General features: G+C 29.5%; 17 protein-coding genes. 9 read left to right on the top strand and 8 right to left on the bottom strand.

Annotated features, from left to right (window positions below; translation table 11 throughout):
• Positions 1 to 24: 24 nt before the first annotated feature.
• From KQI86_RS13995 to KQI86_RS13985, 3 genes are all read right to left on the bottom strand, one after another.
• Positions 25 to 2,061, bottom strand: coding sequence for a urocanate hydratase (locus tag KQI86_RS13995; protein ID WP_216439976.1), 2,037 nt, complete (start codon positions 2,059 to 2,061; stop codon positions 25 to 27).
• Between the two features lie 382 nt (positions 2,062 to 2,443).
• The gene (locus tag KQI86_RS13990) at positions 2,444 to 3,811 is read right to left on the bottom strand and encodes a sigma-54-dependent transcriptional regulator (RefSeq protein WP_246582814.1); all 1,368 of its coding nucleotides are present in this window, start codon (positions 3,809 to 3,811) and stop codon (positions 2,444 to 2,446) included.
• On the bottom strand, positions 3,786 to 5,777 hold the full coding sequence (locus KQI86_RS13985; RefSeq protein ID WP_216439975.1) for a transporter substrate-binding domain-containing protein: 1,992 nt from the start codon (positions 5,775 to 5,777) through the stop codon (positions 3,786 to 3,788). Before KQI86_RS13985 ends, KQI86_RS13990 begins: the two co-directional genes overlap by 26 nt.
• A gap of 93 nt (positions 5,778 to 5,870) precedes the next feature.
• Here KQI86_RS13985 and KQI86_RS13980 point away from each other — a divergent pair, with 93 nt between their 5' ends.
• The 4 genes from KQI86_RS13980 (at position 5,871) to gltS (KQI86_RS13965) (ending at position 11,843) form a co-directional block, all read left to right on the top strand.
• Positions 5,871 to 6,884, top strand: a complete 1,014-nt coding sequence (locus KQI86_RS13980; protein WP_216439974.1) for an ABC transporter substrate-binding protein — start codon at positions 5,871 to 5,873, stop codon at positions 6,882 to 6,884.
• Positions 6,885 to 7,174: 290 nt separating this feature from the next.
• The gene (gene gltS / locus KQI86_RS13975; protein ID WP_216439973.1) at positions 7,175 to 8,371 is read left to right on the top strand and encodes a sodium/glutamate symporter; all 1,197 of its coding nucleotides are present in this window, start codon (positions 7,175 to 7,177) and stop codon (positions 8,369 to 8,371) included.
• Between the two features lie 656 nt (positions 8,372 to 9,027).
• Positions 9,028 to 10,224: a sodium/glutamate symporter gene (gltS, locus tag KQI86_RS13970; RefSeq protein WP_216439972.1), complete on the top strand. Its 1,197-nt coding sequence runs from the start codon at positions 9,028 to 9,030 to the stop codon at positions 10,222 to 10,224.
• Between the two features lie 425 nt (positions 10,225 to 10,649).
• Complete coding sequence (gene gltS / locus KQI86_RS13965; protein ID WP_216439971.1) at positions 10,650 to 11,843, top strand: sodium/glutamate symporter; 1,194 nt, start codon at positions 10,650 to 10,652, stop codon at positions 11,841 to 11,843.
• Positions 11,844 to 11,890: 47 nt separating this feature from the next.
• Here the strand turns inward: gltS (KQI86_RS13965) and KQI86_RS13960 are convergent, their stop codons facing one another.
• Complete coding sequence (locus KQI86_RS13960) at positions 11,891 to 16,195, bottom strand: 2-hydroxyacyl-CoA dehydratase (protein ID WP_216439970.1); 4,305 nt, start codon at positions 16,193 to 16,195, stop codon at positions 11,891 to 11,893.
• Positions 16,196 to 16,590: 395 nt separating this feature from the next.
• Between KQI86_RS13960 and KQI86_RS13955 the strand changes: the two genes are divergently transcribed.
• From KQI86_RS13955 to KQI86_RS13945, 3 genes are all read left to right on the top strand, one after another.
• Complete coding sequence (locus KQI86_RS13955) at positions 16,591 to 17,325, top strand: ABC transporter ATP-binding protein (RefSeq protein ID WP_216440241.1); 735 nt, start codon at positions 16,591 to 16,593, stop codon at positions 17,323 to 17,325.
• Positions 17,322 to 18,119, top strand: coding sequence for an ABC transporter permease (locus KQI86_RS13950; protein ID WP_216439969.1), 798 nt, complete (start codon positions 17,322 to 17,324; stop codon positions 18,117 to 18,119). The genes KQI86_RS13955 and KQI86_RS13950 overlap by 4 nt, the downstream gene beginning before the upstream one ends.
• Before the next feature lie 160 nt (positions 18,120 to 18,279).
• On the top strand, positions 18,280 to 18,645 hold the full coding sequence (locus KQI86_RS13945; protein ID WP_216439968.1) for a tetratricopeptide repeat protein: 366 nt from the start codon (positions 18,280 to 18,282) through the stop codon (positions 18,643 to 18,645).
• A 28-nt stretch (positions 18,646 to 18,673) separates the two neighbouring features.
• On the opposite strand, the gene KQI86_RS13940 is transcribed toward KQI86_RS13945, so the two are convergent.
• From KQI86_RS13940 to KQI86_RS13930, 3 genes are read right to left on the bottom strand one after another with little or no spacing between them, the layout of a single operon-like run.
• Positions 18,674 to 19,834: a transglutaminase-like domain-containing protein gene (locus KQI86_RS13940; RefSeq protein ID WP_216439967.1), complete on the bottom strand. Its 1,161-nt coding sequence runs from the start codon at positions 19,832 to 19,834 to the stop codon at positions 18,674 to 18,676.
• Between the two features lie 9 nt (positions 19,835 to 19,843).
• The gene (gene recX, locus KQI86_RS13935; protein WP_216440240.1) at positions 19,844 to 20,497 is read right to left on the bottom strand and encodes a recombination regulator RecX; all 654 of its coding nucleotides are present in this window, start codon (positions 20,495 to 20,497) and stop codon (positions 19,844 to 19,846) included.
• Positions 20,498 to 20,512: 15 nt separating this feature from the next.
• The gene (locus tag KQI86_RS13930) at positions 20,513 to 21,745 is read right to left on the bottom strand and encodes a M16 family metallopeptidase (RefSeq protein ID WP_216439966.1); all 1,233 of its coding nucleotides are present in this window, start codon (positions 21,743 to 21,745) and stop codon (positions 20,513 to 20,515) included.
• Between the two features lie 191 nt (positions 21,746 to 21,936).
• On the opposite strand from KQI86_RS13930, the gene KQI86_RS13925 reads away from it, so the two are divergent.
• Together KQI86_RS13925 and KQI86_RS13920 are read left to right on the top strand one after the other, a co-directional pair.
• Positions 21,937 to 22,437: a QueT transporter family protein gene (locus tag KQI86_RS13925; RefSeq protein ID WP_216439965.1), complete on the top strand. Its 501-nt coding sequence runs from the start codon at positions 21,937 to 21,939 to the stop codon at positions 22,435 to 22,437.
• A 106-nt stretch (positions 22,438 to 22,543) separates the two neighbouring features.
• Positions 22,544 to 23,119, top strand: coding sequence for a flavin reductase family protein (locus KQI86_RS13920; protein WP_216439964.1), 576 nt, complete (start codon positions 22,544 to 22,546; stop codon positions 23,117 to 23,119).
• A 341-nt stretch (positions 23,120 to 23,460) separates the two neighbouring features.
• Here KQI86_RS13920 and KQI86_RS13915 read toward each other — a convergent pair whose 3' ends face one another.
• Entirely contained in the window at positions 23,461 to 23,955 is a 495-nt protein-coding gene (locus KQI86_RS13915) for a metallophosphoesterase family protein (RefSeq protein ID WP_216439963.1), read from the bottom strand.
• Between the last annotated feature and the right edge of the window lie 42 nt (positions 23,956 to 23,997).

The raw sequence follows: 23,997 nt of genomic DNA, 5'->3' as shown, positions 1-23,997 counted from the left end.
ATACTGCAAAACTTTTAAATTCTTCTATCTATTAATTTTTTTAAATACTCCTTCTACAGCATCTTTAACCTTCTTTTCATCAGCTAAATAAGGAATTGTTATGTGGTCTGTTCCTTTATTGTTATTGTTATATTCGATTACAGTTTCTATTGAATTATTATTTCTTGCCCAAGAACGTCTAGCAACACCACCCATAACGTCCCAAGCCATTGAGGATTTGATTATTTCGTCTACTCTATGGCTTCCATCAAGCACTAATCCAAATCCACCGTTAATTGATTTACCAATACCAACTCCACCACCATTGTGTAAAGCTATTAAGCTCATTCCTCTAGCTGCATTACCAGCAAAGCATTGAACAGCCATGTCAGCCATTACGTTACTTCCATCTTTAATATTTGAAGTTTCTCTAAATGGTGAATCTGTACCTGATACGTCATGATGGTCTCTTCCAAGCATTATTGGACCAACCTCACCTTTTCTAACCATATCATTAAACTTAAGTGCAATATTTACTCTTCCCATAGCATCTTGATAAAGAATTCTAGCTTCAGTTCCTACAACTAATCTATTATCTTCAGCATCTCTTATCCAGTTATAATTATCTCTATCTTGATATCTTCTATTTGGATCTATAACTTCCATAGCCGCGTGGTCAGTCTTAACCAAGTCTTCATGTTTACCACTTAAGCATACCCATCTAAATGGTCCATATCCATAATCAAATAGCTGTGGTCCCATTATATCTTCAACATAGGATGGCCAAATAAATCCATCTTTTTCATCTACACCATTTTTAGAGATTTCTTTCACTCCAGCATCATAAATAGCTTTCATAAATGAGTTACCATAGTCAAAGAAATAAACTCCTCTTTCAGTTAAAACTTTAATTAACTCAAAATGATGTTTTAAAGTTTCATCTACTAATTTTCTGAATTTTTCTGGGTCCTCTGCAAGAAGTCTAGTTCTTTCTTCGAATGTAATTCCTTCCGGACAGTATCCTCCTTCATAAACATTATGACAAGAAGTTTGGTCTGAAAGAAGGTCAACATGAATATTATTATCTACCATATATTTAAGTAAATCTACAATATTACCATGGTAAGCTATAGATGTAGCTTCTTCCTTTTCCGCTGCTTCTAAAGCCATTTTAACTACTTCTTCTACATTACCTGACCATTTCTTTATCCATCCTTGCTCAAGTCTTGTGTCAACTCTTGATTTATCTACTTCAGCTACAATAGCAACACCATTTGCTATCTCACAAGCTTTACCTTGAGCTCCACTCATTCCACCAAGACCTGATGTTACAAATATCTTTCCTCTTAGATCTCCATCATTAGAAATTCCAAGTTTTAATCTTCCTGCATTTAATACAGTATTGAATGTTCCATGTACAATACCCTGAGGTCCTATATACATCCATCCACCAGCTGTCATTTGACCATAGTTTGCAACTCCCATTTCTTCAGCTATTTCCCAATCTTTTAAGTTGTCAAACATACCAATCATTAGTGCATTTGTAATTATTACTCTTGGAGCATCTGGTTTAGATTTGAATAGTCCAAGTGGATGTCCTGATTCAATTACCAAAGTTTGATCCTGAGTTATTACTTCTAAGTATTTTTTTATTAATCTATATTGCATCCAATTTTGACATACACTTCCTGTTTCCCCGTAAGTAACAAGTTCATATGGATATAACGCTACATCAAAATCTAGGTTATTATCAATCATTACTTGGAAAGCTTTACCTTCAACACAGGCTCCTTTGTATTCATCAATTGGTCTTCCATAAAGTTTTCCTTCTGGTCTAAATCTATAGCCATAAATTCTTCCTTTAGTTGTTAATTCTTCTAGAAACTCCGGAATTAACTGTTCATGATATTTCTCTGGTATATAACGCAAAGCATTCTTCAATGCTATTTCGGTTTGATCTTTTGATAAATGGAATCCTCTATTTGGAGCTCTTCTTATGCCTTTTTCGAACTTAGGCATTTCTGGTAAATAATCATCAAGTTTAATTGTCATCGCTTCTGAAATATCAAAATTTTTTATCATGACTTTTCCTCCCTATTTATATTAATTATTAATCTACTTATATATTTGTTTACCTTACAACTCTATTATATACCGACTTCGTCTTTAAAGCGTCTATGTTTTTTATATATTCTGAAATTTTCGATTAATATATAATAATTTTCGACATCACTTTTTGTAGACGCTAAATAAAAATTGCGACGCATAACTAATTATACCCAATTGTTTTCCATTGTAAGTCTTTATAAAAATAATTAAACTCCAAAGTATAGAGCTAAGCGTGTAGTGAAGCCGCTCCAATAAAAAGTCGCTATTTCACTACACGCTTAGCTCTTTTATGTTTTACAAATATTCTTTCTAAATTAAGTTATAAATGCTCTGTAATGTGCCCGTAGCAACTTCACTAAAGTTCATACTCCTTTATCTTATATCTTAAAGTTCTCTCTCCAATTTTTAATACCTCTGCAGTTTTTCTTCTATTTCCATTAAATTTCTTTAATGTATATTCTAAAACTTTTTTCTCAATACTTTTTATATCTTCACCAACAAATATAGGAATCAAATCCGTTTCTTCTTTTACGATATTTTCTCTATTAAATATCTCCTCAGGTAAGTCTTCTTCTTTAATATAGCTACTTTCAGTAAGAACAATAGCCCTCTCTATGATATTTTGCAATTCTCTTACATTGCCATAAAAATTATATTTCTCTAAGCATTCTAGCGCCTCAGCGGTTATTCCTTTTATATTCTTATCTAATTTTACACTGTATCTTTTTATAAAATACTCTACTAACTTTGATATATCTTCTTTATGTTCTCTTAGAGGTGGAACATTTATATTTATTACATTTAATCTATAAAATAAATCTTGCCTAAATCTATTATTTTTTATCTCTTCCTTCAAATCCTTATTAGTAGCTGAAACAAACCTGACATCTACACTTATACTTTTCGTGGACCCTATAGGTCTTATTTCTTTATCTTGTATAACTCTTAGTAATTTAGTTTGGAGATTAATATCCATATCCCCTATTTCATCTAAAAAAAGAGTACCTTCATGAGAAAGCTCAATAATTCCTTTTTTATCCTCCATAGCTCCTGTAAAAGCTCCCTTTCTATATCCAAACAACTCACTTTCTAATAAATTATTTGGAATGGCAGAACAATTTATTACATAGAAAGGTTTTTCTTTTCGCTTCCCTTGGAAGTGAATCGCCCTAGCTACCAACTCTTTTCCAGTTCCACTCTCTCCAGTTATCAATACATTTATATCTATATCCTTAACTCTATCTATTAAATCCAATACTGCTTTAATTCTCTTTGAGCTTCCTATAATATTATATTTATTGTCTTCATGAATCTGATTACTTAAATATTTAATTTTACTATTAAGATTTATATATTCTTCACCTTTAGCCAATAACAAATATAATTCTTCAATATTTATAGGTTTTGTTATGTAATAAAATGCACCTAGTTTCATGGCCTGTACAGAAGACTCTATGCTTCCAAAAGCCGTCATAATTATTATCACCATTTCTGGTCTAATTTCTTTAAGCTTTATTAGTACATTTATTCCATCACTTTCTCCCAACCTTAAGTCTAACAAAACTATATTTATGTCATTATTTTTTACTAACTCTATAGCCTCTTCTTCATCATTAGCAGTGAAAATATTATAATCATCTTCTAATGCAAAACTTAAGGATGTACATATTGAATTTTCATCATCAACAATAAGTAATTTATATATTGTTACCATCTCCCACATTTTTAAAATATAATTTAAATGTAGTACCTACATTTTCGCTACTTTCTATATAAATATTTACTCCATTTTCCTTCAATAGTTGATAGCTTACAAAAAGCCCCAATCCAGTTCCATAGGATTTTGTAGTGTAAAAAGGGTTATAAATCTTACCAATGTCTTTTCCATCTATTCCTGGACCATTATCAGATATACATAACATTATTCCCCCTTCTACAATGTAAGAGTAAATATCTATGATTTTCTCCTCTTTATCCATACATTCTATAGCATTTAATATAAGATTAATTAAAACTTGCTTTAAATGATTTTTATCTATAAATACATAAGCTTCCTTATGAATATTTAAATTTATCTTTGTATCTTCTTCATGTATTTTATCATTTATTAATCTTAATAAATTATCTATTACATCATATAAGTTAATATGCTCTTTAAAAGGTCTTCTTGGTCTTGAATACTCTAGTAAATCATTAATTAAATTATTTAACCTTTCAATTTCTTTTGGTATATCTATTGATATCATTTCTCTAAATCTAGGATTTTCATATTTTCTAGGCAATAATTCTGCATATGTTTTAATAGATGTAAGTGGATTTCTTAATTCATGAGCTATTCCTGAAAGTAAAGTACCTAAAGACTCCATTTTATCTTTAGTTCTAATAGTCTCTTGCATCAACTTTTCTTCCGTTACATCTCTAAAACTAATTATGCTTTCATTGCAATATTGATTGTTCTCATTTAATATATTTATATTGTAATTTATATATATTTTTTTATCTTCTATATAATATTCTTTCAATCCACTTCCATTTATATTTCCCTCTTGTGAGAAGATTTCTTTAATCACAGTATTATAAATATATTCATGCATTATTTCTTTCGGCTCTAAATTTAAAATCTTTAAAGCCATATCGTTTATGAAGGTTATTTTACCTTCATCATTTATAGTAATAATACCATTAAATATACTATTTAATATCCATTCTCTAAAATCTTTTTCTTCCTTTATATGTTCGTTCTTTTTTTTCAAACTTTCATTTGCTTCTTCTAGTTTATATGTATGTTTTTTAACCTCATCTTTTAGCATATCGTTCCAAAGATAAAATAAAAGAATTATTATAATAAAAATCGTCGAACCAATTAAAAGTACTTTAATTATATTTTTTATATACCATTTAGGATAATCATTTGTATTTCCAAACCATTTCCTATAAACCATTTCATAGGTACCGTTCTTTTGTATTTCTTTTAGCCCTTTATTCAAAAGACCCAAAACCTTACTGTTACCTTTTTTGACTACCATAGAATAAGCGGTATAGTTAAGTGGCATATCAACTGGTTTTATTCTATTTCTCACTTTTAGCTTATCTAAATAATTTACACCTGTTAAAGTATTGCAAATAATAGCATCTACCTCCCCGTTAATCAATTTTTTAAAAGCCTCTTCTTGATCCTTAGTAGAAACAATATTTATATTTTCCATTCCTTTTAAATTATTAATAGCTATATCTCCTTCTTGTATAGCTACAGTATTTCCTCTTAAAGTTTCATAGGAGTCTATTTCATAATTATTCTCCATAACAAAAATAGACTGGGAGTTTTCAAGATATCCCTCAGAAAAGTCATAGTATTTTGATCTTTCCATAGTATATTTCATACCTTGTATTACATCTATTTCTCCATTTTTCAATTTTTTACAGGCTTCTTCCCATTTCATAGGGTAAAATTCAACTTCAAAACCACCTCTTAGAGCTATTGCTCTAATTATATCTACATTAAATCCAGTATAAATACCATTATCATCAATGTATTCAAAAGGAGGGAAATTTAAATCTCCCCCTACTTTAATCACTCTATAATCTTTTTCTTCTTCTATTTTATTTTTATAGTAAATACTGGAGACAGATATAAAAGTAATAATTATTATAGTTAAAATAAAGAATATTTTTTTTAAACTCCCCTTCAAATTCAACACTCCATTTACTTTTTATTCTAATATTATCACATTATATATTTTAAAACATAATATACATTAGATTAATAATATATGGAGGTAAAAATGAAGAAAAAGTTTTTAAAAAATCTCTCCCTACTTCTCACACTAATTATTCTATCTCTTTCATTAATATCTTGTAAAAAAGTAGAAGTACAGAAGTTAGAAAAAGTGCGTTTAAATGAAGTTGTACGTTCTGCTTTTTATGCTCCTATATATGTTGCAATAAATAAAGGTTTTTTTAAAGAGCAAGGCATTGAAATTGAATTAACTACAGGACAAGGAGCAGACAAAACCATGCAGCAAGTGCTTAGTGGCAGCGTAGACATAGGTTTTGCTGGTCTCGAACAAGTTATATATATATATAATCAAAAGAAAGATGACTATCCTGTTATATTTGGTCAACTCACTCAAAGAGATGGATCATTTTTGGTAGGAAGAAGCCAAGAAAAAGATTTTAAGTGGGAAAACTTAAAAGGTAAGACTATAATAGGTGGACGACCTGGTGGGGTTCCTGAAATGGCATTAGAATACGTTCTTAAAAATAACGGAATCAATCCTAATAAAGATGTAGACTTAATCACAAACTTAGCATTTACTGCAACAGCAGGTGCCTTCAAGAGTGGTACAGGTGATTATGTAGCTCTATTTGAACCTACAGCAACAATGCTAGAAATTGATAATTCTGGGTTCATAGTTGCATCAATCGGAGAATCTGCTGGTGTCATACCATATACAGGTTTTTTCGCTACCCAATCTTATATAAAAATGAATGAAGATACTATAGTAAATTTCATGAAAGCTATTTATAAAGGTCAGCAATGGGTGCTTAATAATAGCGATGAAGTAGTAGCAAAGGAGATAATTTCATTCTTTCCTGGTACAGATGAAAAGGTAATAACTAATGTAATTCAAAATTATAAAAAGATAAATGCCTATGCAGAAAATCCAGTATTAAAAGAAGAAAATTTAAATAGATTAATGGATATAATACAATCATATAATAATGACCTAATCCCTGAAAGACCAAAGTTTAATGATATAGTTAATAATTCATTTAGCGAAAAAGCTTTAAAGTAAATTGAAATATATTTTTAACTAAAGGTAGTCGCCTATTATCATTTCTTCTAATGACTACCTTTATTTATTTTCTGTTTTTTTATATTAAATTAATAAAAAACAAATAAAGTATCTTTTTATTTTAATATTTTTAATTTTTTTAAAATTTATGCGAAAATTGAAAGTTAATATTAAAAACCTTCATTTTTTCTAATTTTCCGATTGATTTCCGTGTAGTAATTTCATATAATAGAATTGTATTGAATATAACGTTTTCAATACTTAATTTTTTATTGAAAGGTGGACTTATTATGGAAATTAAATTGGACATGATGCAAACCGCTGCCCTAGCTGTTGTAATTTACTACTTCGGTGCATGGGTAAAAAGTAAGATACAGGTTTTAGAAAAATTCTGTATTCCTTCACCGGTTGTGGGAGGACTTATTTTCGCTTTTCTTAATTTATTCTTAAAACAAAGTGGAATATTAAGTATAGTTCTTGATACTACACTACAAAAACCATTTATGATGGTGTTCTTCACATCAATAGGTCTAGGAGCAAGTTTAGAACTTGTTAAAAAAGGTGGATTACAGGTTGTTATCTTCTGGGCAGTTGCTTCATTACTATGTGTATTCCAAAACGCTCTTGGAGTTGCACTAGCTAAAGCTCTTGGACAACATCCATTATTAGGATTAGTTGCCGGCTCTATCACAATGACAGGTGGACATGCTACTGGTGGTGCACTGGGGCCAGTATTTGAAAATCAATATGGATTTGCAGGCGCTACTACTACTGCAATGGCAGCAGCTACATTTGGACTAGTTATGGGTTCATTGCTTGGCGGACCAGTTGGTAAAAAATTAATAGAACGCAAGGGATTAAAATCCAACGCTGCCGCTTATGAGACTGAAGAATTACAAGCTGCTACTAAAGAAGAAGAAGTTATTTATTCAGAATTATTTAGAACATTAACTATAATCTTAATTTCAATCGCTATCGGTGCCGTTTTCGAAGCTCAATTTGTAAAGGTAGGTATAAATTTACCATCCTACGTTACATCAATGATTATAGCATCTATAATACTTAATGTTGGTGAATCAACAGGAAAATGGCATATTAATCAAAAATGTACAGATATACTTGGAACAATAGGGTTAAATGTATTCTTATCCATGGCTTTAATTGGATTAAAACTTTGGGAACTTGCTGCAGTTGCAGGACCGATGTTAATAATATTAGGATGTCAAACAGTATTGATGGCACTATTCGCTTACTTCGTAACATTTAACTTAATTGGTAGAGATTTTGACGCTGCTGTAATTGCAGCTGGCCATTGTGGATTCGGTATGGGAGCTACCCCAAACGGAATAGCTAACATGACTTCTGTAACTGAAAGATTTGGAGCTGCTCCAAGAGCATTCTTCGTACTACCAATAGTTGGTGCATTCTTGATAGACTTTACAAACTTAATAATCATTACTACATTTGCAAACATCTTTGGCAAATAATATATAAATTCTATATCATTAACCTGGTATCAACATCACTTCTGATACCAGGTTATTTATTTAATTGTTTGTATGTTTTTCTATTAAATGAAATATGCAATGTTCATAATTTCATTTATCTGTTAAAAAAATCTTATTTATTTCATATTTACTAGATAAATATCATATTATTTTTAATAAATTTTATTTATGCAAATATAAAATAATTAAAGAATAAAAAATCTTATACTTCTCTCTCTTCTCAACTATTTTCCCAAATTCATTAATTGAAATACTCATATAGTATATAAAAATCTAATTTGGTGAAGGCTTTATTTTGAATACCTAGTCAATAATTTAACAAAGTTACCTTTATAGATTAAATTTAAAATAAATTCATTATCTAAAATAAAAAAACAGCTAAAAATACTGTCGTAATTTAAAATTAATTTTTTAATTTTTTCAATATAAATTAAAAAATTTTAAAAATATTGTCGATTTCTTTTTTTAATTTTAATATTTTTAAAATTTATCAAAAAAATGAAGTTTAATTATAAAAACTTTCATTTTTTTTAATTTTTAAATTGATTTTTGTATTTTAATTATATATAATGGGATTGTATTGAATATAACGTTTTCAATACTTATTTAATTTTTTATTGAAAGGTGGACTTATTATGGAAATTAAATTGGACATGATGCAAACCGCTGCCCTAGCTGTTGTAATTTACTACTTCGGCGCATGGGTAAAAAGTAAAATACAGGTTTTAGAAAAATTCTGTATTCCTTCACCGGTTGTGGGAGGACTTATTTTCGCTTTTCTTAATTTATTCTTAAAACAAAGTGGAATATTAAGTATAGTTCTTGATACTACACTACAAAAACCATTTATGATGGTGTTCTTTACATCAATAGGTCTAGGAGCAAGTTTAGAACTTGTTAAAAAAGGTGGTTTACAAGTTGTTATCTTCTGGGCAATCGCTTCATTACTGTGTGTATTCCAAAATGCTCTTGGAATTGGACTAGCTAAAGCTCTTGGACAACATCCATTATTAGGATTAGTTGCCGGATCTATTACAATGACAGGTGGACATGCTACTGGTGCCGCACTGGGTCCAGTATTTGAAAGTCAATATGGATTTGCAGGCGCTACTACTACTGCAATGGCATCCGCTACATTTGGACTAGTTATGGGTTCATTGCTTGGTGGACCAGTTGGTAAAAAATTAATAGAACGCAAGGGATTAAAATCCAATGCTGCTGCCTATGATACTGAAGAATTACAAGCTGCTACTAAGGAAGAAAAGGTTGATTATTCAGAATTATTTAGAACATTAACTATAATCTTAATTTCGATCGCTATCGGCGCCGTTTTCGAAGCTCAATTTGTAAAGGTAGGTATAAATTTACCATCCTACGTTACATCAATGATTATAGCATCTATAATACTTAATATTGGGGAAGCAACAGGGAAATGGCATATTAATCAAAAATGTACAGATATACTTGGAACAATAGGATTAAATGTATTCTTATCTATGGCTTTAATTGGATTAAAACTTTGGGAACTTGCTGCAGTTGCAGGACCAATGTTAATAATACTATTAGCTCAAACAGCTATGATGGCACTATTTGCTTACTTTGTAACATTTAACTTAATTGGTAGAGACTTCGATGCTGCTGTAATTGCAGCTGGCCATTGCGGATTCGGTATGGGAGCTACTCCAAATGGAATAGCTAACATGACTTCTGTAACTGAACGATTTGGCCCTGCTCCAAGAGCATTCTTCGTACTATCAATAGTTGGTGCATTTTTGATAGACTTTACAAACTTACTAATCATCACTACATTTGCAAATGTAGTAGTAAAATAATTTTCAAAATTTAAGATAATTTTTAAAAATTAAAAAAATAAAAAAGTTGTTGGTTTTTACCAATAACTTTTTTATTTTTTTGTACATAATATATTGATATAGCTAAGTTTTATTGTAATCTATAAGCCAATAATTATTTTTTAAATTATATTATTAGTTTTTAGTTTTTTATAAATTTATTACATTTTATCCCATTTTTTTATCTTATTTTGTCATAATATTAAAATTTATTGTTGAACTAAATAAAATCTTGTGCTATTATATGAATTGTCTAAACTTAGTCAACCAATCCATTGATGGAATGGATTAATTGACCAAGCCATTTCGATAATTTATTTATCAATTATTATTAATCAACACTATTAATTTTTATTTCATTTTTATTATTTTATTAATTAAAATTTCATGAAAGGTGGTTAAAACTTATGGACATCAAATTAGACATGATGCAGACTACAGCTTTAGCCGTAGCAGTTTACTATTTCGGCTCATGGGTAAAAAGCAAGGTGCAGATTTTAGAAAAGTTCTGTATTCCTTCACCAGTTGTAGGAGGACTTATTTTTGCTATTGTAAACCTTATCTTATATCAGACTGGAGTTTTATCATTAACTCTTGATACTACATTACAGAACCCATTCATGATGGTATTCTTTACATCAATCGGTATGGGAGCAAGTATAGATCTTGTTAAAAAAGGTGGATTACAAGTTCTTATCTTCTGGGGAGTAGCTTCATTACTATGTATATTACAAAATACATTAGGAGTTGGATTAGCTACAGCTCTTGGAGAACATCCATTATTAGGATTAATAACTGGATCTATTACAATGACAGGTGGACATGGTACTGGTGGTGCTTTTGGTCCATTATTTGAAAGTCAATATGGATTTGCAGGAGCTACTGCTACTGCAATGGCATCTGCTACTTTCGGATTAGTTGCAGGTTCTATAATCGGTGGACCAGTTGGTAAGAGATTGATAGAGAAAAAAGGCTTAAAGTCTTCTGTTTCAGCTGAAGCTAGTAAAGATTCATCAGCATCTGATAACAAAGACGTAGTTGATTATAGTGAAGTATTCAGAACATTAGCAATTATATTAATTTCAATCGGCCTTGGTGCTATTTTAGAAGGTCAATTTAAAAAATTAGGACTTACTCTACCATCCTATGTTAACTCAATGATTATAGCTGCCATAATTCTTAATGTTGGTGAAGCAACAGGAAAATGGAGCATTAATCAAACATGTACAGACATTCTTGGAACAATAGGATTAAATGTATTCTTATCTATGGCTTTAGTTGGATTAAAACTTTGGGAACTTGCTGCAGTTGCAGGTCCAATGTTAATAATACTAGTAGCTCAAACAATTATGATGGCACTATTTGCTACATTTATATCATTTAATGCACTAGGTAGAGACTTTGATGCTGCTGTTATGGCTGCAGGACACTGTGGATTCGGTATGGGAGCTACTCCAAACGGAATAGCTAATATGACTTCCGTATCTGAAAGATTTGGAGCTGCTCCAAGAGCATTCTTCGTACTACCAATAGTTGGGGCATTCTTAATTGACTTTACTAATGCACTTATTATAACGACCTTTGTTAACTTCTTTAAATAAGAAGAAAATAAAAGAACCAATGTTTTCATTGGTTCTTTTATTTTGTATTAATAATTTACTTCATAGCCATTTTTATACGCTGATATGGTAATTTCTTTATCTTCTTTTAACACTTTCTCTTTTTCATGTTGTAAATTTTTATTTGCAACAGCAAGCATTAATTTTATTCTATTTAGCTGATTTACTTCGCTAGCACCTGGATCATAATCTATTGCCGCTATATTAGCTCCTGGATAAATAGTCTTAAGCTTTTTTATCATCCCCTTACCAGTTACATGATTAGGTAAACATGCAAAAGGCTGCATACAAATAATATTTTTTACTTCATTTTCTATAAGCTCCATCATTTCTGCTGTGAGCAACCACCCTTCCCCCGTCTGATTTCCAATAGAGACAACTGAGGATGCCATCTCCGCTAACTTATTTACTCTTTCAGGTTCATAAAATCTTTTACTATTATTTAATGCTTTTCTCATATGCTTTCTATATAGTTCCATGGCCTTTATTGCAAAAGTTGAAATAACCTTGGCTGTTTTAGTCCCAGAAAGGTTGCAATATCTATAGTTAGAATTATATGCACAGTACATAAAGAAATCTAACAAGTCAGGCACAACAACCTCTGCTCCTTCATTTTCTAAAATATCTACCACGTCATTATTTGCAGTAGGGTGAAATTTAACTAATATTTCTCCAACTACCCCTACCTTAGGTTTTAATATATTATTTATTTCTAGGTTGTCAAAGTCTCTTACTATATTATATATATTTTCTTTATATAATAACATATTTCCGTTCCGTACATTTTTCTTGCATTTTTCCATCCACTCATCATAGAGAATATTTGCAGAGTTAGGTATTTTCTCATAAGGCCTAACTCTATATAGAACCCTCATTAATAAGTCTCCATAAACTAGTGCCATTAATGCTTTATTTGCTAATGATAGGGATAACTTAAATCCTGGATTTTTTTCTAATCCAATCATATTAGCAGATATTATAGGCACATTTTCAAATCCAGCTTCCTTTAGAGCCTTCCTTAAAAACGCAATATAATTTGTAGCTCTACATCCACCTCCAGTTTGGGACATAACTACAGAAGTATTATTAATATCATATTTACCAGATTTTAATGCTTCTATTATTTGTCCTATAACTATAATAGATGGATAACATGCATCATTATTTACATACTTTAACCCTTCTTCAATAGCTGCTTTGTCAACGGAAGGTAATACATCTAAATTGAAACCCGAAGAATTAAAAGCTTCTTGCACTAATTCAAAATGTATAGGTGCCATTTGAGGACATAATATTGTATGGTTTTTCTTCATATCCTTGGTAAATATTATTCTCTGCTTTGGTTTTGTAATTCTACTAGGAGTAAATCCATTTTTATCTCTTTCTTTAAGGGCTGCAATTAAGGATCTTATTCTGATTTTAACTGCTCCTAAATTACTCCCCTCATCAATTTTAAGAACTGTATATATTTTTCCAAAAGAATTCAATATTTCTCCAACTTGGTCTGTTGTTACAGCATCTAAACCACATCCAAAAGAATTTAATTGTACCAACTCCAGGTCTTTTTGCTCTGCTATAAAACTAGCTGCAGCATATAATCTAGAATGATACATCCACTGATCTACAACCCTTAAAGGTCTTTCTATTTTTCCTAAATGAGCTATAGAATCTTCTGTTAGAATAGCTATTCCAAAGGAGTTAATCAACTCTGGTATCCCATGATTTATTTCTGGATCCACATGATAAGGTCGTCCCGCTAATACTATTCCTTTTTTACCTGTACTCTTTAAATACGCTACTACCTCTTCTCCCTTTTTTCTTATATCTTCTTTAAATTTTCTATCCTCTTTATATCCTTCCGAAACTGCTTTAGCTATTTCATCTTTAGTTATACCTGAATCCATAAATTCTTCATATAATCTTTCTACCAATTTCTCTTCATTATTTATTGGTAAGAATGGATTCATAAAATTTATATTTTTTTCTTTTAATATATCCATATTATTTTTTATTACTTCTGGATAAGAAGTAACTATAGGACAATTAAAGTGATTATTAGCCTCTTTATTTTCCTTTTGTTCAAGAGGTATACATGGATAAAATATAGAGTCTACCCCTTTATCAACTAAACTATTTATATGTCCATGAACTAATTTAGCAGGATAGCAAGCTGACTCTGATGGTATAGTTTCCATGCCTAATTCATATATTTTTTTTGAAGAAATAGGCGATAACTCAACTCTATATTTTAAGTTAGTAAAAACAGTAAACCAAAACGGGTAATTTTCATACATGTTTAATACCCTTGGTATACCTATCACTCCTCTTACCCCTTCACTTTTAGATAGAGGTTTATAGCTAAATAATCTTTGCAATTTATATCTGTATAAGTTAGGTATTTCTTCTTTATTTATTTCTTTGCCTGCTCCTCTTTCACACCTATTTCCAGATATAAATTCTCTCCCGTCTCCAAAATTATTTACTGTCAACAGACATTGATTGCTACATAATTTACATCTTCTCATGGTAACTGTTGCATCAAAATTCATTAAATCTTCAATTGTAGCTAATTTTGATTTATACCCATTCTCATATCTTTCCTTAGCGATTAAAGCTGCTCCAAAAGCACCCATTAATCCTGCAATATTAGGTCTAACAGGTTGAGTACCAGAAATTATTTCGAATGCCCTCAGTACAGCATCATTATAAAAACTTCCCCCTTGAACAATAACTTTTTTACCCAAATCTTCTGAATTTTTAACTCTTATAACTTTATACAAAGCATTTTTTATCACTGAATATGATAATCCCGCTGATATATCTCCTATAGTTGCCCCTTCTTTTTGGGCTTGTTTCACTTTTGAATTCATAAATACTGTACATCTTGACCCAAGATCCACTGGGTTTTTACTTAATAATGCACTTTTTGAGAATTCTTCTATATCTATGTTTAAAGAATGTGCATAAGTTTCAATAAAAGATCCACATCCAGAAGAACAAGCTTCATTTAACATAATGCTGTCAATTACTCTGTCCTTAATTTTTAGACATTTCATATCTTGACCACCAATATCTAGTATAAAGTCTACTCCCGGCAAGAAAAACTCCGCTCCTTTATAGTGGGCTATTGTCTCTACCTCGCCTTCATCTATTGATAATGCCTCTTTAATTAACCCCTCCCCATACCCTGTGACAGCAGAATTTACTATCTCCACCTCATCATTTGGCATTATACTATACAATGTCTTTAAAACATTTATAGTAGATTTCAACGGATTACCTTTATTACTTCCATAATAGGAGTACAGCAAAGCTCCCTCATCATCAACTAACGCTACTTTAGTAGTAGTAGATCCTGCATCTATTCCTAGATAACATCTACCTTTATAATCTTTTAATTCTCTACTTCTAACTTTATAACTATCATGTCTTAATTTAAAACTTTTTAATTCCTCTTCATCTTTAAACAATGGAGATAATATATTAATATGTTCATTAACTTCACATTTTACATTATTAAGTTTATTTAAAAGTTCCTTAAAAATGATAGGACTTTCTTCTTTTGAAGACATTGCTGCACCTATGGCAACAAATAATTGAGAATTTTCCGGGGAAATAATCTGTTCCCTTTTTAAATTTAAAGTTTCTATAAATCTTTTTCTTAATTCAGATAAAAAATATAGAGGGCCACCTAAAAAAGCAACATTCCCCCTTATTACCTTACCGCAAGCAAGTCCACTTATTGTCTGATTTACAACAGATTGAAATATTGATGCAGCAATATCCTCCCTGGCAGCTCCTTCATTTAACAATGGTTGAACATCTGTTTTAGCAAATACACCACATCTAGCTGCAATAGGATATATTGTTTTATAATTTTTTGCCAATTCATTTAGTCCCCTAGCATCAGTTTGAAGTAATGCCGCCATTTGATCGATGAATGCTCCTGTACCTCCAGCACAAGTCCCATTCATTCTTTGCTCTATCCCCCCTCTGAAAAATGTTATTTTTGCATCTTCTCCACCTAACTCTATAGCTACATCTGTCATAGGTATGAGGTTCTCAACCGTATTAGTACAAGCTATAACCTCTTGAATAAAAGGAACATCTAGCCACTCAGATACCGCTAATCCACCAGATCCTGTTACTTTTACTGTAACATTTTTTTTATTAATAATGTTGTGTACTTCATTCATAATTTTATTAATAGTACTTCTAATGTCAGAAAAATGTCTTTCATATTTGCTATAAATAATTCTGTCATTACTGCCTAGTAGGACAACTTTCACAGTAGTTGATCCAACATCTAAACCTAAATGTAATAATTTTTCCATAATGCTATCACCTTTTATCAATATAATTATATAGAATATATGAAAATCACCATATACATGAAATATATGGCTATTATATACTTAAAAAAATATTTAATCAAATGACAGTAATGATGGATTTATCATTAATAAGCTCATAAATTCATGCTTTTTAAAATAAATATATATCCATCTAATATAATCTTATTCTGGCTTTTATTATTTAAATTTTTCTTTGCTTTACCAATACATTTTATTCACTCCTTCCTAATATATGCCATAATTATAACCCATTATCCGTAATATTAAAAGTCTTTAACAATATCTTAACTTCCTTCATATACTAGAATATAATTCCTTTAATTCTAGTAAGATGGGAGCTGAATTAAGTGAAAGTAGACATTAAAGATGTTTATATGAACTATCATACTCTAGAAAATTCCACAAGAGCATTAGAGAATATTAGCTTTTCAGTAGATAGTGGAGAATTTGTAAGCATAGTAGGTCCCTCTGGATGTGGAAAGTCTACTATTCTTAATATTGTAGCTGGTTTATTAAAACCTTCCTACGGGGAAGTATATATAGATGGTGAATTAGTTACTACCGTATCCACTAAGATTGGATATATGTTTCAAAAAGACCATCTATTTGAATGGTTAACTGTATTTGATAATGTACTTCTCGGATTGAAAATTCACAAAAAACTAACAGATGAAAATAAAATAAAAGTAATGGGATTACTAAAAAACTATAATTTATGGGAGTTTAGAAATCACTATCCGAAAGAATTATCTGGAGGAATGAGACAAAGGGCAGCTCTTATTAGAACTCTAGCTCTAAATCCAGATGTATTATTGTTGGATGAACCTTTTTCTGCTTTAGATTATCAGACACGTCTTAATGTAAGTGACGAAATATATGAAATCTTAAAAAATGAAAAAAAGACCGTAATTATGGTAACCCATGATCTGTCAGAAGCTATTTCCATGTCAGATAGAATTCTAGTACTTACAAATAGACCTGCAAAAATAAAAAAAGAATTCAAAATGGATTTTTGCTTAGACAGTATATCCCCTTTAAAATGTAGAGAAGCTCCTCAGTTCAGAACTTACTTTAACCAATTATGGAAGGAGTTGAATTCTGAAGTATGATTGATTTTAGAAAAGAACATGAAAACTTTGTTAGTGGTGTAAAGAGGAGAAATATAAGTATTACCCTAGTAAGAATATTACTGCTTATATCCTTCTTCTTGCTTTGGGAAATTTCCGGAAGACTCAACTGGATTGATCCATTCTTGACTAGTACTCCTTCAAGAATGTGGAAAAGCTTTATAAAAATTTATAATGAAGGTACACTATTTGTCCACATTTGGGTAACTTGTTTCGAAACTATATTAGGATTTTTGTTGGGAACCTTGCTCGGGACACTTGCGGCCATACTTCTATGGTGGTCTGATTTTTTATCAAAAGTATTAGACCCTTACTTAGTTGTGTTGAATGCTCTCCCTAAGATAGCTTTAGCCCCAATAATAATTTTTTGGGTTGGAAATGGTATAAAGGCCATAATTTTAGTTGCCTTGTTGATCTCCATAGTAGTAACAATAATTAGCGTACTAAATGGCTTTAAAGAAGTTGATGAAGATAAAATAAAACTCTTAAAAACCTTTGGTGCTTCTAAATTACAAATTTTAATACATTTAATAATTCCTGCATCTATACCAACTTTAATATCAGCTCTTAAAATAAACGTTGGACTTTCTTGGGTAGGTGTAATAATGGGAGAATTTTTAGTAGCCAAAGAAGGGCTGGGATTTCTTATAATCTTTGGTGGCCAAATATCTCAGTTAGATATGGTTATGATGAGTATCATAATACTATCAGTAATTGCATATATAATGTACGAAATAGTAGCATTTATAGAGAAAAGATTAGTTAGAGGGCAATAAAAATGTATTTACATGTATATTAATCTATTATCTGGATAACATTTCTAATGAATATTTTTATTTATATAACAATATACTTTTTATATAACAATACACTTTTTATATAATAATATACTTCACAATGACAAATAACGTCTAGAAAACTAAGGGAGGTTTCCAGATGAATTTTTTTCAAAAAGCAAATGATTATTATAATTTGAAGGATTATAAAAAAGCTATATCCTTATACCAAAAATCTATTGAAGCAAAAGAAAATGAGGCTGCTTCAATGTACAATTCTGCTGTTTGTTTTATTAAGTTAAAAGAATATAATGAAGCTATTCCACTTCTAAAAAAGGCTATCTCTTTAAAAGAAGATAGTAAATATTATTTTAATTTAGGTTATTGTTACGCTATGACCAAGGATAATAAAAAAGCTTTAATATATTTTAATACTGCATGGGCCTTAGACAATGAAGATGAAGATTGTGAAAAAGCTATAAATTTAATAATTAATAGTTATAAAAATAATCCTAAAAAAAGATAAGCTTGTGAAGAAATTCTTCACAAGCTTTTTATTTCCATTCTCCTGCAATTTTCGATGCCCTGTGATCTGCATCAAAATTTTTATTGTCAAAATAATTTCCACCATTATAAAAAGTGGCATCAACATTTACCCATCTATCTTCTTCTGGAATATACACCTGATTCCAAGCGTGATTAACCCAACTAACTCCATTGAATCCTTCACCTGTTATTAATCTTACCTTCATGCCATTGGCCCTACTCATTGCCACAAACAAGCAGGCATAGTCAAAGCATATTCCTTTTTTACTTTGAAAAGCGTATATAGCGCCAGATTTAATATTAAAGTCACTATTTAACACTTTTTCAGCTTTATCATAATCATAAGATATATTCTTTCCTATCCAATTATATATTATTTTAGCTTTATCTATTGTGTTAGTTTCTTTAGCTACTAGATTTTTAGCAAAAATATCAATGTCATCATTTGATTTAATTCCTTCATTTAAAGTTACTCCATTATAATAAACTATAGTTTTATTATTGGCTATATCCTTAGAATTCTCTTCAACTACTATTCTAAACGAATTATTTATTATACTTGGAAGCTTTCTTGCTAGCTTTGATTTAGTAACAGGTATAACAACTTTGTAGCATATATAGCTATAAATTTTTGAAGAGCTCAAATATTGATTGAACATATCATTAGTATAAAATAATGATGTGAAATTTAACACTAAGGTTATTAATAGCAAATAAGATATTGCTCTAGGTAATTGAAATATTGCTCCCGCTACACTTCTAAACATATTACCTTTTCTTTTTAAAAATGTCTCAACATTATCTAGTAATGGATAAAAAGTAAAATTATTAAATATCTGTAGAATTAAAAATGTAATTTTATATAAAATGAGCATTAAGATTGGTATTAGAAGCATATATATTATAAAAGGTTTGTCTTCTATATAATTAATTATGGTTTGTGGAATCAACTCATAAATTATCTTATATATTCCATCATCGTGTTGGATGAATATTTTCCTTCCATAATATATACCTAAAAAAAGTGCTAAAATAAAGGAAAGGGTTTTATTTAAATCTTCTATATCTATCTTCAAATCTTTAGAAGAAAATTTAAGTAATAATCCTTTTATAATTGGATATAAAAATATTAAAACTAATAAGGCTGTTATAGGATTAATATTAGGCATCTAACCACCTCAATCATAAAAATCCATTTTTAAGGTTTGGTTTAAAGCTACTTTTATAATATCCCAACTATATCCCTTTCTAAACAGATAATCCCCTATTTTTTTATATATAATTCTCTTATCATTCTCTGTTTTCATTAGTTGGTTATATTTTTTTTCTGCTAGTTTTAAAATAGCTTCCTCTTGACATTCTGAATCTACTTCGTTAATCTTTTCATTTATTATTTCCTCTTTAATACCTTTAGATATTAAAGAAAATTTTATTTTATTTACCCCTTCTTTTATTATCTTCTCCTTAATGTACATTTGTGCATATTTCTCATCATCAATAAAATTGTACTCCTTTAAAAAATTTATTACTCTATCTATAGTTTTGGTGTCATACCCCTTACCTAATAGTTTATCATATATTTGCTTTTGTGTTTTGTAAGTTTTTCCCAAAAATCTCAAACTATCACTTTTACATTTAATATAGTTATCTTCTTCTACGATTTCCTCCAAATTTTGTAAATTTATATTTTCACCTGTTTTAATGTTGAATCTATATACTATTTCAGCACTACAGGCAAAAGAAAATTCATCATCTAAATATACATTTACTCTATTCTTATTTCTTTTACCAACTTCAATCTTAGTAACTACCCCATGATATCTCCTCCTTATCTTCTGTACCTGCTGTTAACCTTCCTTTTGTAAAATATGAATAGTAGGATGATTTAACACTTTTTCGCCTATATCATATATATTTTCTTTCTTAATATTCTCTAATTGTTCCATATCTTCTATAAAGGCGTAAATATTATCTCCATCTATCATCTGATGAAGAACATAGTTACTCAAATCTGTAGGATCTTCCAATGTAAATACTACTCCTGTTTTCAAAGCCTTTTTCATAAGTTCTATAGTGCTATCGTCAAATACAATATTTCTCTTATTTATATCTTCTATACAACTTTCAATTACTTCTATACTTTCCTTTAATTTATCCTCTTCTACTGATGTATATATATATAAAGTTTTTACATAATTTGTTGTATCTAAACTAGTATATACATCGTATACTAGTCCCTTTTCTTCTCTTAATTTTCTAAATAAAATTGAGTTAGTACTATCTCCTAATTTATGATTTAATACTCTTAAAGCCAATTCTTCTTTTTTATCCAATCCATGAAAAGTATATAGATATAAAATAGTGCTCTGCTCAATATCTTTCTTGTGTGAGATGAATGTACCCTCTATATTTTTCTCTACTATATTATCCTTTGAAGGAATTTTTTCTTCTCTCCAATCTCCAAAATAATTTTCTATAACTTCACGTACATATTCATGTTCATAAGGTGAAACTATAGTTATACAACAGTTGTTAGCGTTATAATAAGTATTATAAAAATTTAATAAATCTTCTCTATTAAATTTTTTCACATGCTTCTCTGTTCCTAATATATCATATTTTAGCGGACTACTTTTAAATGCTACCTCATTTATTCTTCTAAAACTATAATCTTCAATATCATCTTTACTTGTCCTGATTTCAGCTAGTATAACTCCTCTTTCTTTTTCTAATTCCACCTCTGGGAAAATAGATTGCTTTATCATATCACTTAATATTTCTATTGAGTTATTAAATTCTTCTTTAAGAGCAGTAACGCTATATACGGTACAATTATGATCTGTATAAGCATTGTATTCTCCTCCTAAAGCTTCTAAATCATTATTAAGTTTTTCATTAGTTCTATTTATGGTTCCTTTAAATAACATATGCTCAACAAAATGTGAAATACCTTTTTCTGATTTTGTTTCGAATAAGGACCCAACTTTTACTCCTGCATGTATAGAAAAGATTTGAGTTTCTTTTTTTATACTTATCAACTCAACTCCATTAGATAACCTATATTTATTAGAATCAAACATTAAATACTCTCCTTTAGAATAAAATAATATACTTAAATTATTATAATTTATATTTAGTTAAAATAAAATAATTAATAAAAATTTGACTAAACTATTTTCATATATTAAAATATACAAGTACTCTTGAAATGGGTATGGACAGTTCGTAACCATCCTGTCCTTAAGTAAAACTATGGAGGAGGAAATTTCACATGAAAACAAATACTAAGAATTTAGTTGTCAGTTCTCTTATTGCTGCAATTTATGCAGTAGTAACAATGTATTTGACTTATCCAATGAGCTATCAAGCCTCTCAATTTAGAATAGCAGAAGCTCTAACAGTATTACCTTTTTTCTCATCAGCTTCAATTTATGGTCTTTTTATAGGTTGCCTTATAGCAAATTTATTAAGTCCAGTAGGACCTTTAGATATTATCTTCGGTTCTCTTGCTACTTTGCTATCGGCTATTGCTACCTATTATATAGGCAAAAGTAATTTGAAGTATAAAAAATATTTAGCTCCATTACCACCTGTGGTTTTGAATGCTATAATAGTTGGTCCTTTATTACATTATACTTTAAAATGGCCATTATTACTAACAATGCTTCAAGTTGGTTTGGGACAATTATTATGCTGTTATGGATTAGGTCTTCCATTATTACTTTCTATTGAAAAGAATAGTGAAATTAAAAAGTTATTCACATTAACATAAGAAAATATCCTCAAATTGAGGATATTTTTTATATTTGAAAAATTCTTCTATTAATATATAATACTATTTGTATCTAATAATAAATTATTAAAAAGGATTGATTACTATGACTAAAATATCTTTTAAAGGAAGTGCAATGCTTAATCCCGTTCCTGCAGTTCTAGTTACTTCTAGAAATAAAGAAGGTAAAGATAATGTATTTACTGTAGGATGGATAGGAACCGCATGTACACATCCACCTATGATAACCCTATCCATAAGACCTGAGAGACTCTCTTATGAATATATCAAAGAAACTAGAGAGTTTGTAATTAACTTACCTACCAAATATCTAGTAAAAGAAGTAGACTACTGCGGAGTAAGATCTGGTAAAAGTATAGATAAAATAAAGCATTTAAACCTTAAATTAGAGGATGCTAATACTGTAAATGCACCTATTATTAAAGAGTGTCCTATTGCCTTGGAATGTAAACTAAAAGAAATAATACCACTAGGATCTCACCATCTGTTTTTAGCTGAAGTATCATCTGTAAGCGTAGAAGATAACTTAATAGACGACAAGGGAAAAATACATTTTGAAAATGCAAATTTAATATGTTATTCTCACGGTGAATATTTTCCTATACCACAAAAACCTATTGGTAAATTTGGTTTCTCAGTACAAAAACGAAAGAAAAAATAATTTAATTCTTTCTACACTCCATTTCTCATAAAATAAACTAGGAGGGATGGAGATGTCAAAATTCAAAAAATTACTATTAATTTTACTTTTTATATTACTAATTGAAATAATATTAATATACTTAGGATATAAACATTCAAATAAACATATAAATACAGTTTATTTTTGTGAAATGATAAGGTTTTAGAACCTTCAATCCCTTCTCTAGAAAATTGAGATGCAATTTAATAAAATTCATCTCAATTTTTGTTATTTAATCTCGTTTTTGTCACATTATACTCCTTATGAAACCTTATTAAAATAAAGTGAACAGTATAGTTTTACATATACTGTTCACTTTACTATTTTGAGAAAAACACCACTTTGGCTTCTATTTTTTTTCTATCTAGTTCTAATAATACATAAGAATACCATCTTTCTTTTAACTTTCTAGTAGGAGATCCAGGATTTATCATTAAAATTTTATTTTTTGTTTTAATAATTGGTTGGTGGCTATGGCCAAATATTATAATGTCCATCTTACTATCCTTAAACTCATTGTATGCCCTATCCATAGCAGTCTTTTTATCTCCATGACCATGATACATTCCTATTTTATACCCTTCAATATTTATTACAGATTTTTCTCTTAAATACTCTCTTACATTACTACCATCATTATTACCATAAACCCCAGCAAACCTTTTTTTCTTTTCAATATTTTCTATTACATTAATAGAATTAAAGTCTCCTACATGGATTATCATATCTACATCACTGAAATATCTATCGATTATATTCAAGATATCTTCACTGCGTTTAGTAAAATGCGTATCCGATATAACTCCTATTTTCAAATAATCACCTTCTATTAAAATATATGACAATATATCTTATGA

The sequence above is a fragment of the Clostridium mobile genome (genome assembly GCF_018918285.1).
GTDB lineage: Bacteria > Bacillota > Clostridia > Clostridiales > Clostridiaceae > Clostridium_AW > Clostridium_AW mobile.
Note: the sequence above shows the minus strand (reverse complement) of the source record. Positions and strands in the feature narration are given on the sequence as shown.

What these genes read in the sequence shown, in the direction of transcription:
- KQI86_RS13995 (WP_216439976.1), bottom strand. Translation starts at nt 2,061, where the DNA reads ATGATAAAAAATTTTGATATTTCAGAAGCGATGACAATTAAACTTGAT.
- KQI86_RS13990 (WP_246582814.1), bottom strand. Translation starts at nt 3,811, where the DNA reads ATGTGGGAGATGGTAACAATATATAAATTACTTATTGTTGATGATGAA.
- KQI86_RS13980 (WP_216439974.1), top strand. Translation starts at nt 5,871, where the DNA reads ATGAAGAAAAAGTTTTTAAAAAATCTCTCCCTACTTCTCACACTAATT.
- gltS (WP_216439973.1), top strand. Translation starts at nt 7,175, where the DNA reads ATGGAAATTAAATTGGACATGATGCAAACCGCTGCCCTAGCTGTTGTA.
- gltS (WP_216439972.1), top strand. Translation starts at nt 9,028, where the DNA reads ATGGAAATTAAATTGGACATGATGCAAACCGCTGCCCTAGCTGTTGTA.
- gltS (WP_216439971.1), top strand. Translation starts at nt 10,650, where the DNA reads ATGGACATCAAATTAGACATGATGCAGACTACAGCTTTAGCCGTAGCA.
- KQI86_RS13960 (WP_216439970.1), bottom strand. Translation starts at nt 16,195, where the DNA reads ATGGAAAAATTATTACATTTAGGTTTAGATGTTGGATCAACTACTGTG.
- KQI86_RS13955 (WP_216440241.1), top strand. Translation starts at nt 16,591, where the DNA reads ATGAACTATCATACTCTAGAAAATTCCACAAGAGCATTAGAGAATATT.
- KQI86_RS13950 (WP_216439969.1), top strand. Translation starts at nt 17,322, where the DNA reads ATGATTGATTTTAGAAAAGAACATGAAAACTTTGTTAGTGGTGTAAAG.
- KQI86_RS13945 (WP_216439968.1), top strand. Translation starts at nt 18,280, where the DNA reads ATGAATTTTTTTCAAAAAGCAAATGATTATTATAATTTGAAGGATTAT.
- KQI86_RS13940 (WP_216439967.1), bottom strand. Translation starts at nt 19,834, where the DNA reads ATGCCTAATATTAATCCTATAACAGCCTTATTAGTTTTAATATTTTTA.
- KQI86_RS13930 (WP_216439966.1), bottom strand. Translation starts at nt 21,745, where the DNA reads ATGTTTGATTCTAATAAATATAGGTTATCTAATGGAGTTGAGTTGATA.
- KQI86_RS13925 (WP_216439965.1), top strand. Translation starts at nt 21,937, where the DNA reads ATGAAAACAAATACTAAGAATTTAGTTGTCAGTTCTCTTATTGCTGCA.
- KQI86_RS13920 (WP_216439964.1), top strand. Translation starts at nt 22,544, where the DNA reads ATGACTAAAATATCTTTTAAAGGAAGTGCAATGCTTAATCCCGTTCCT.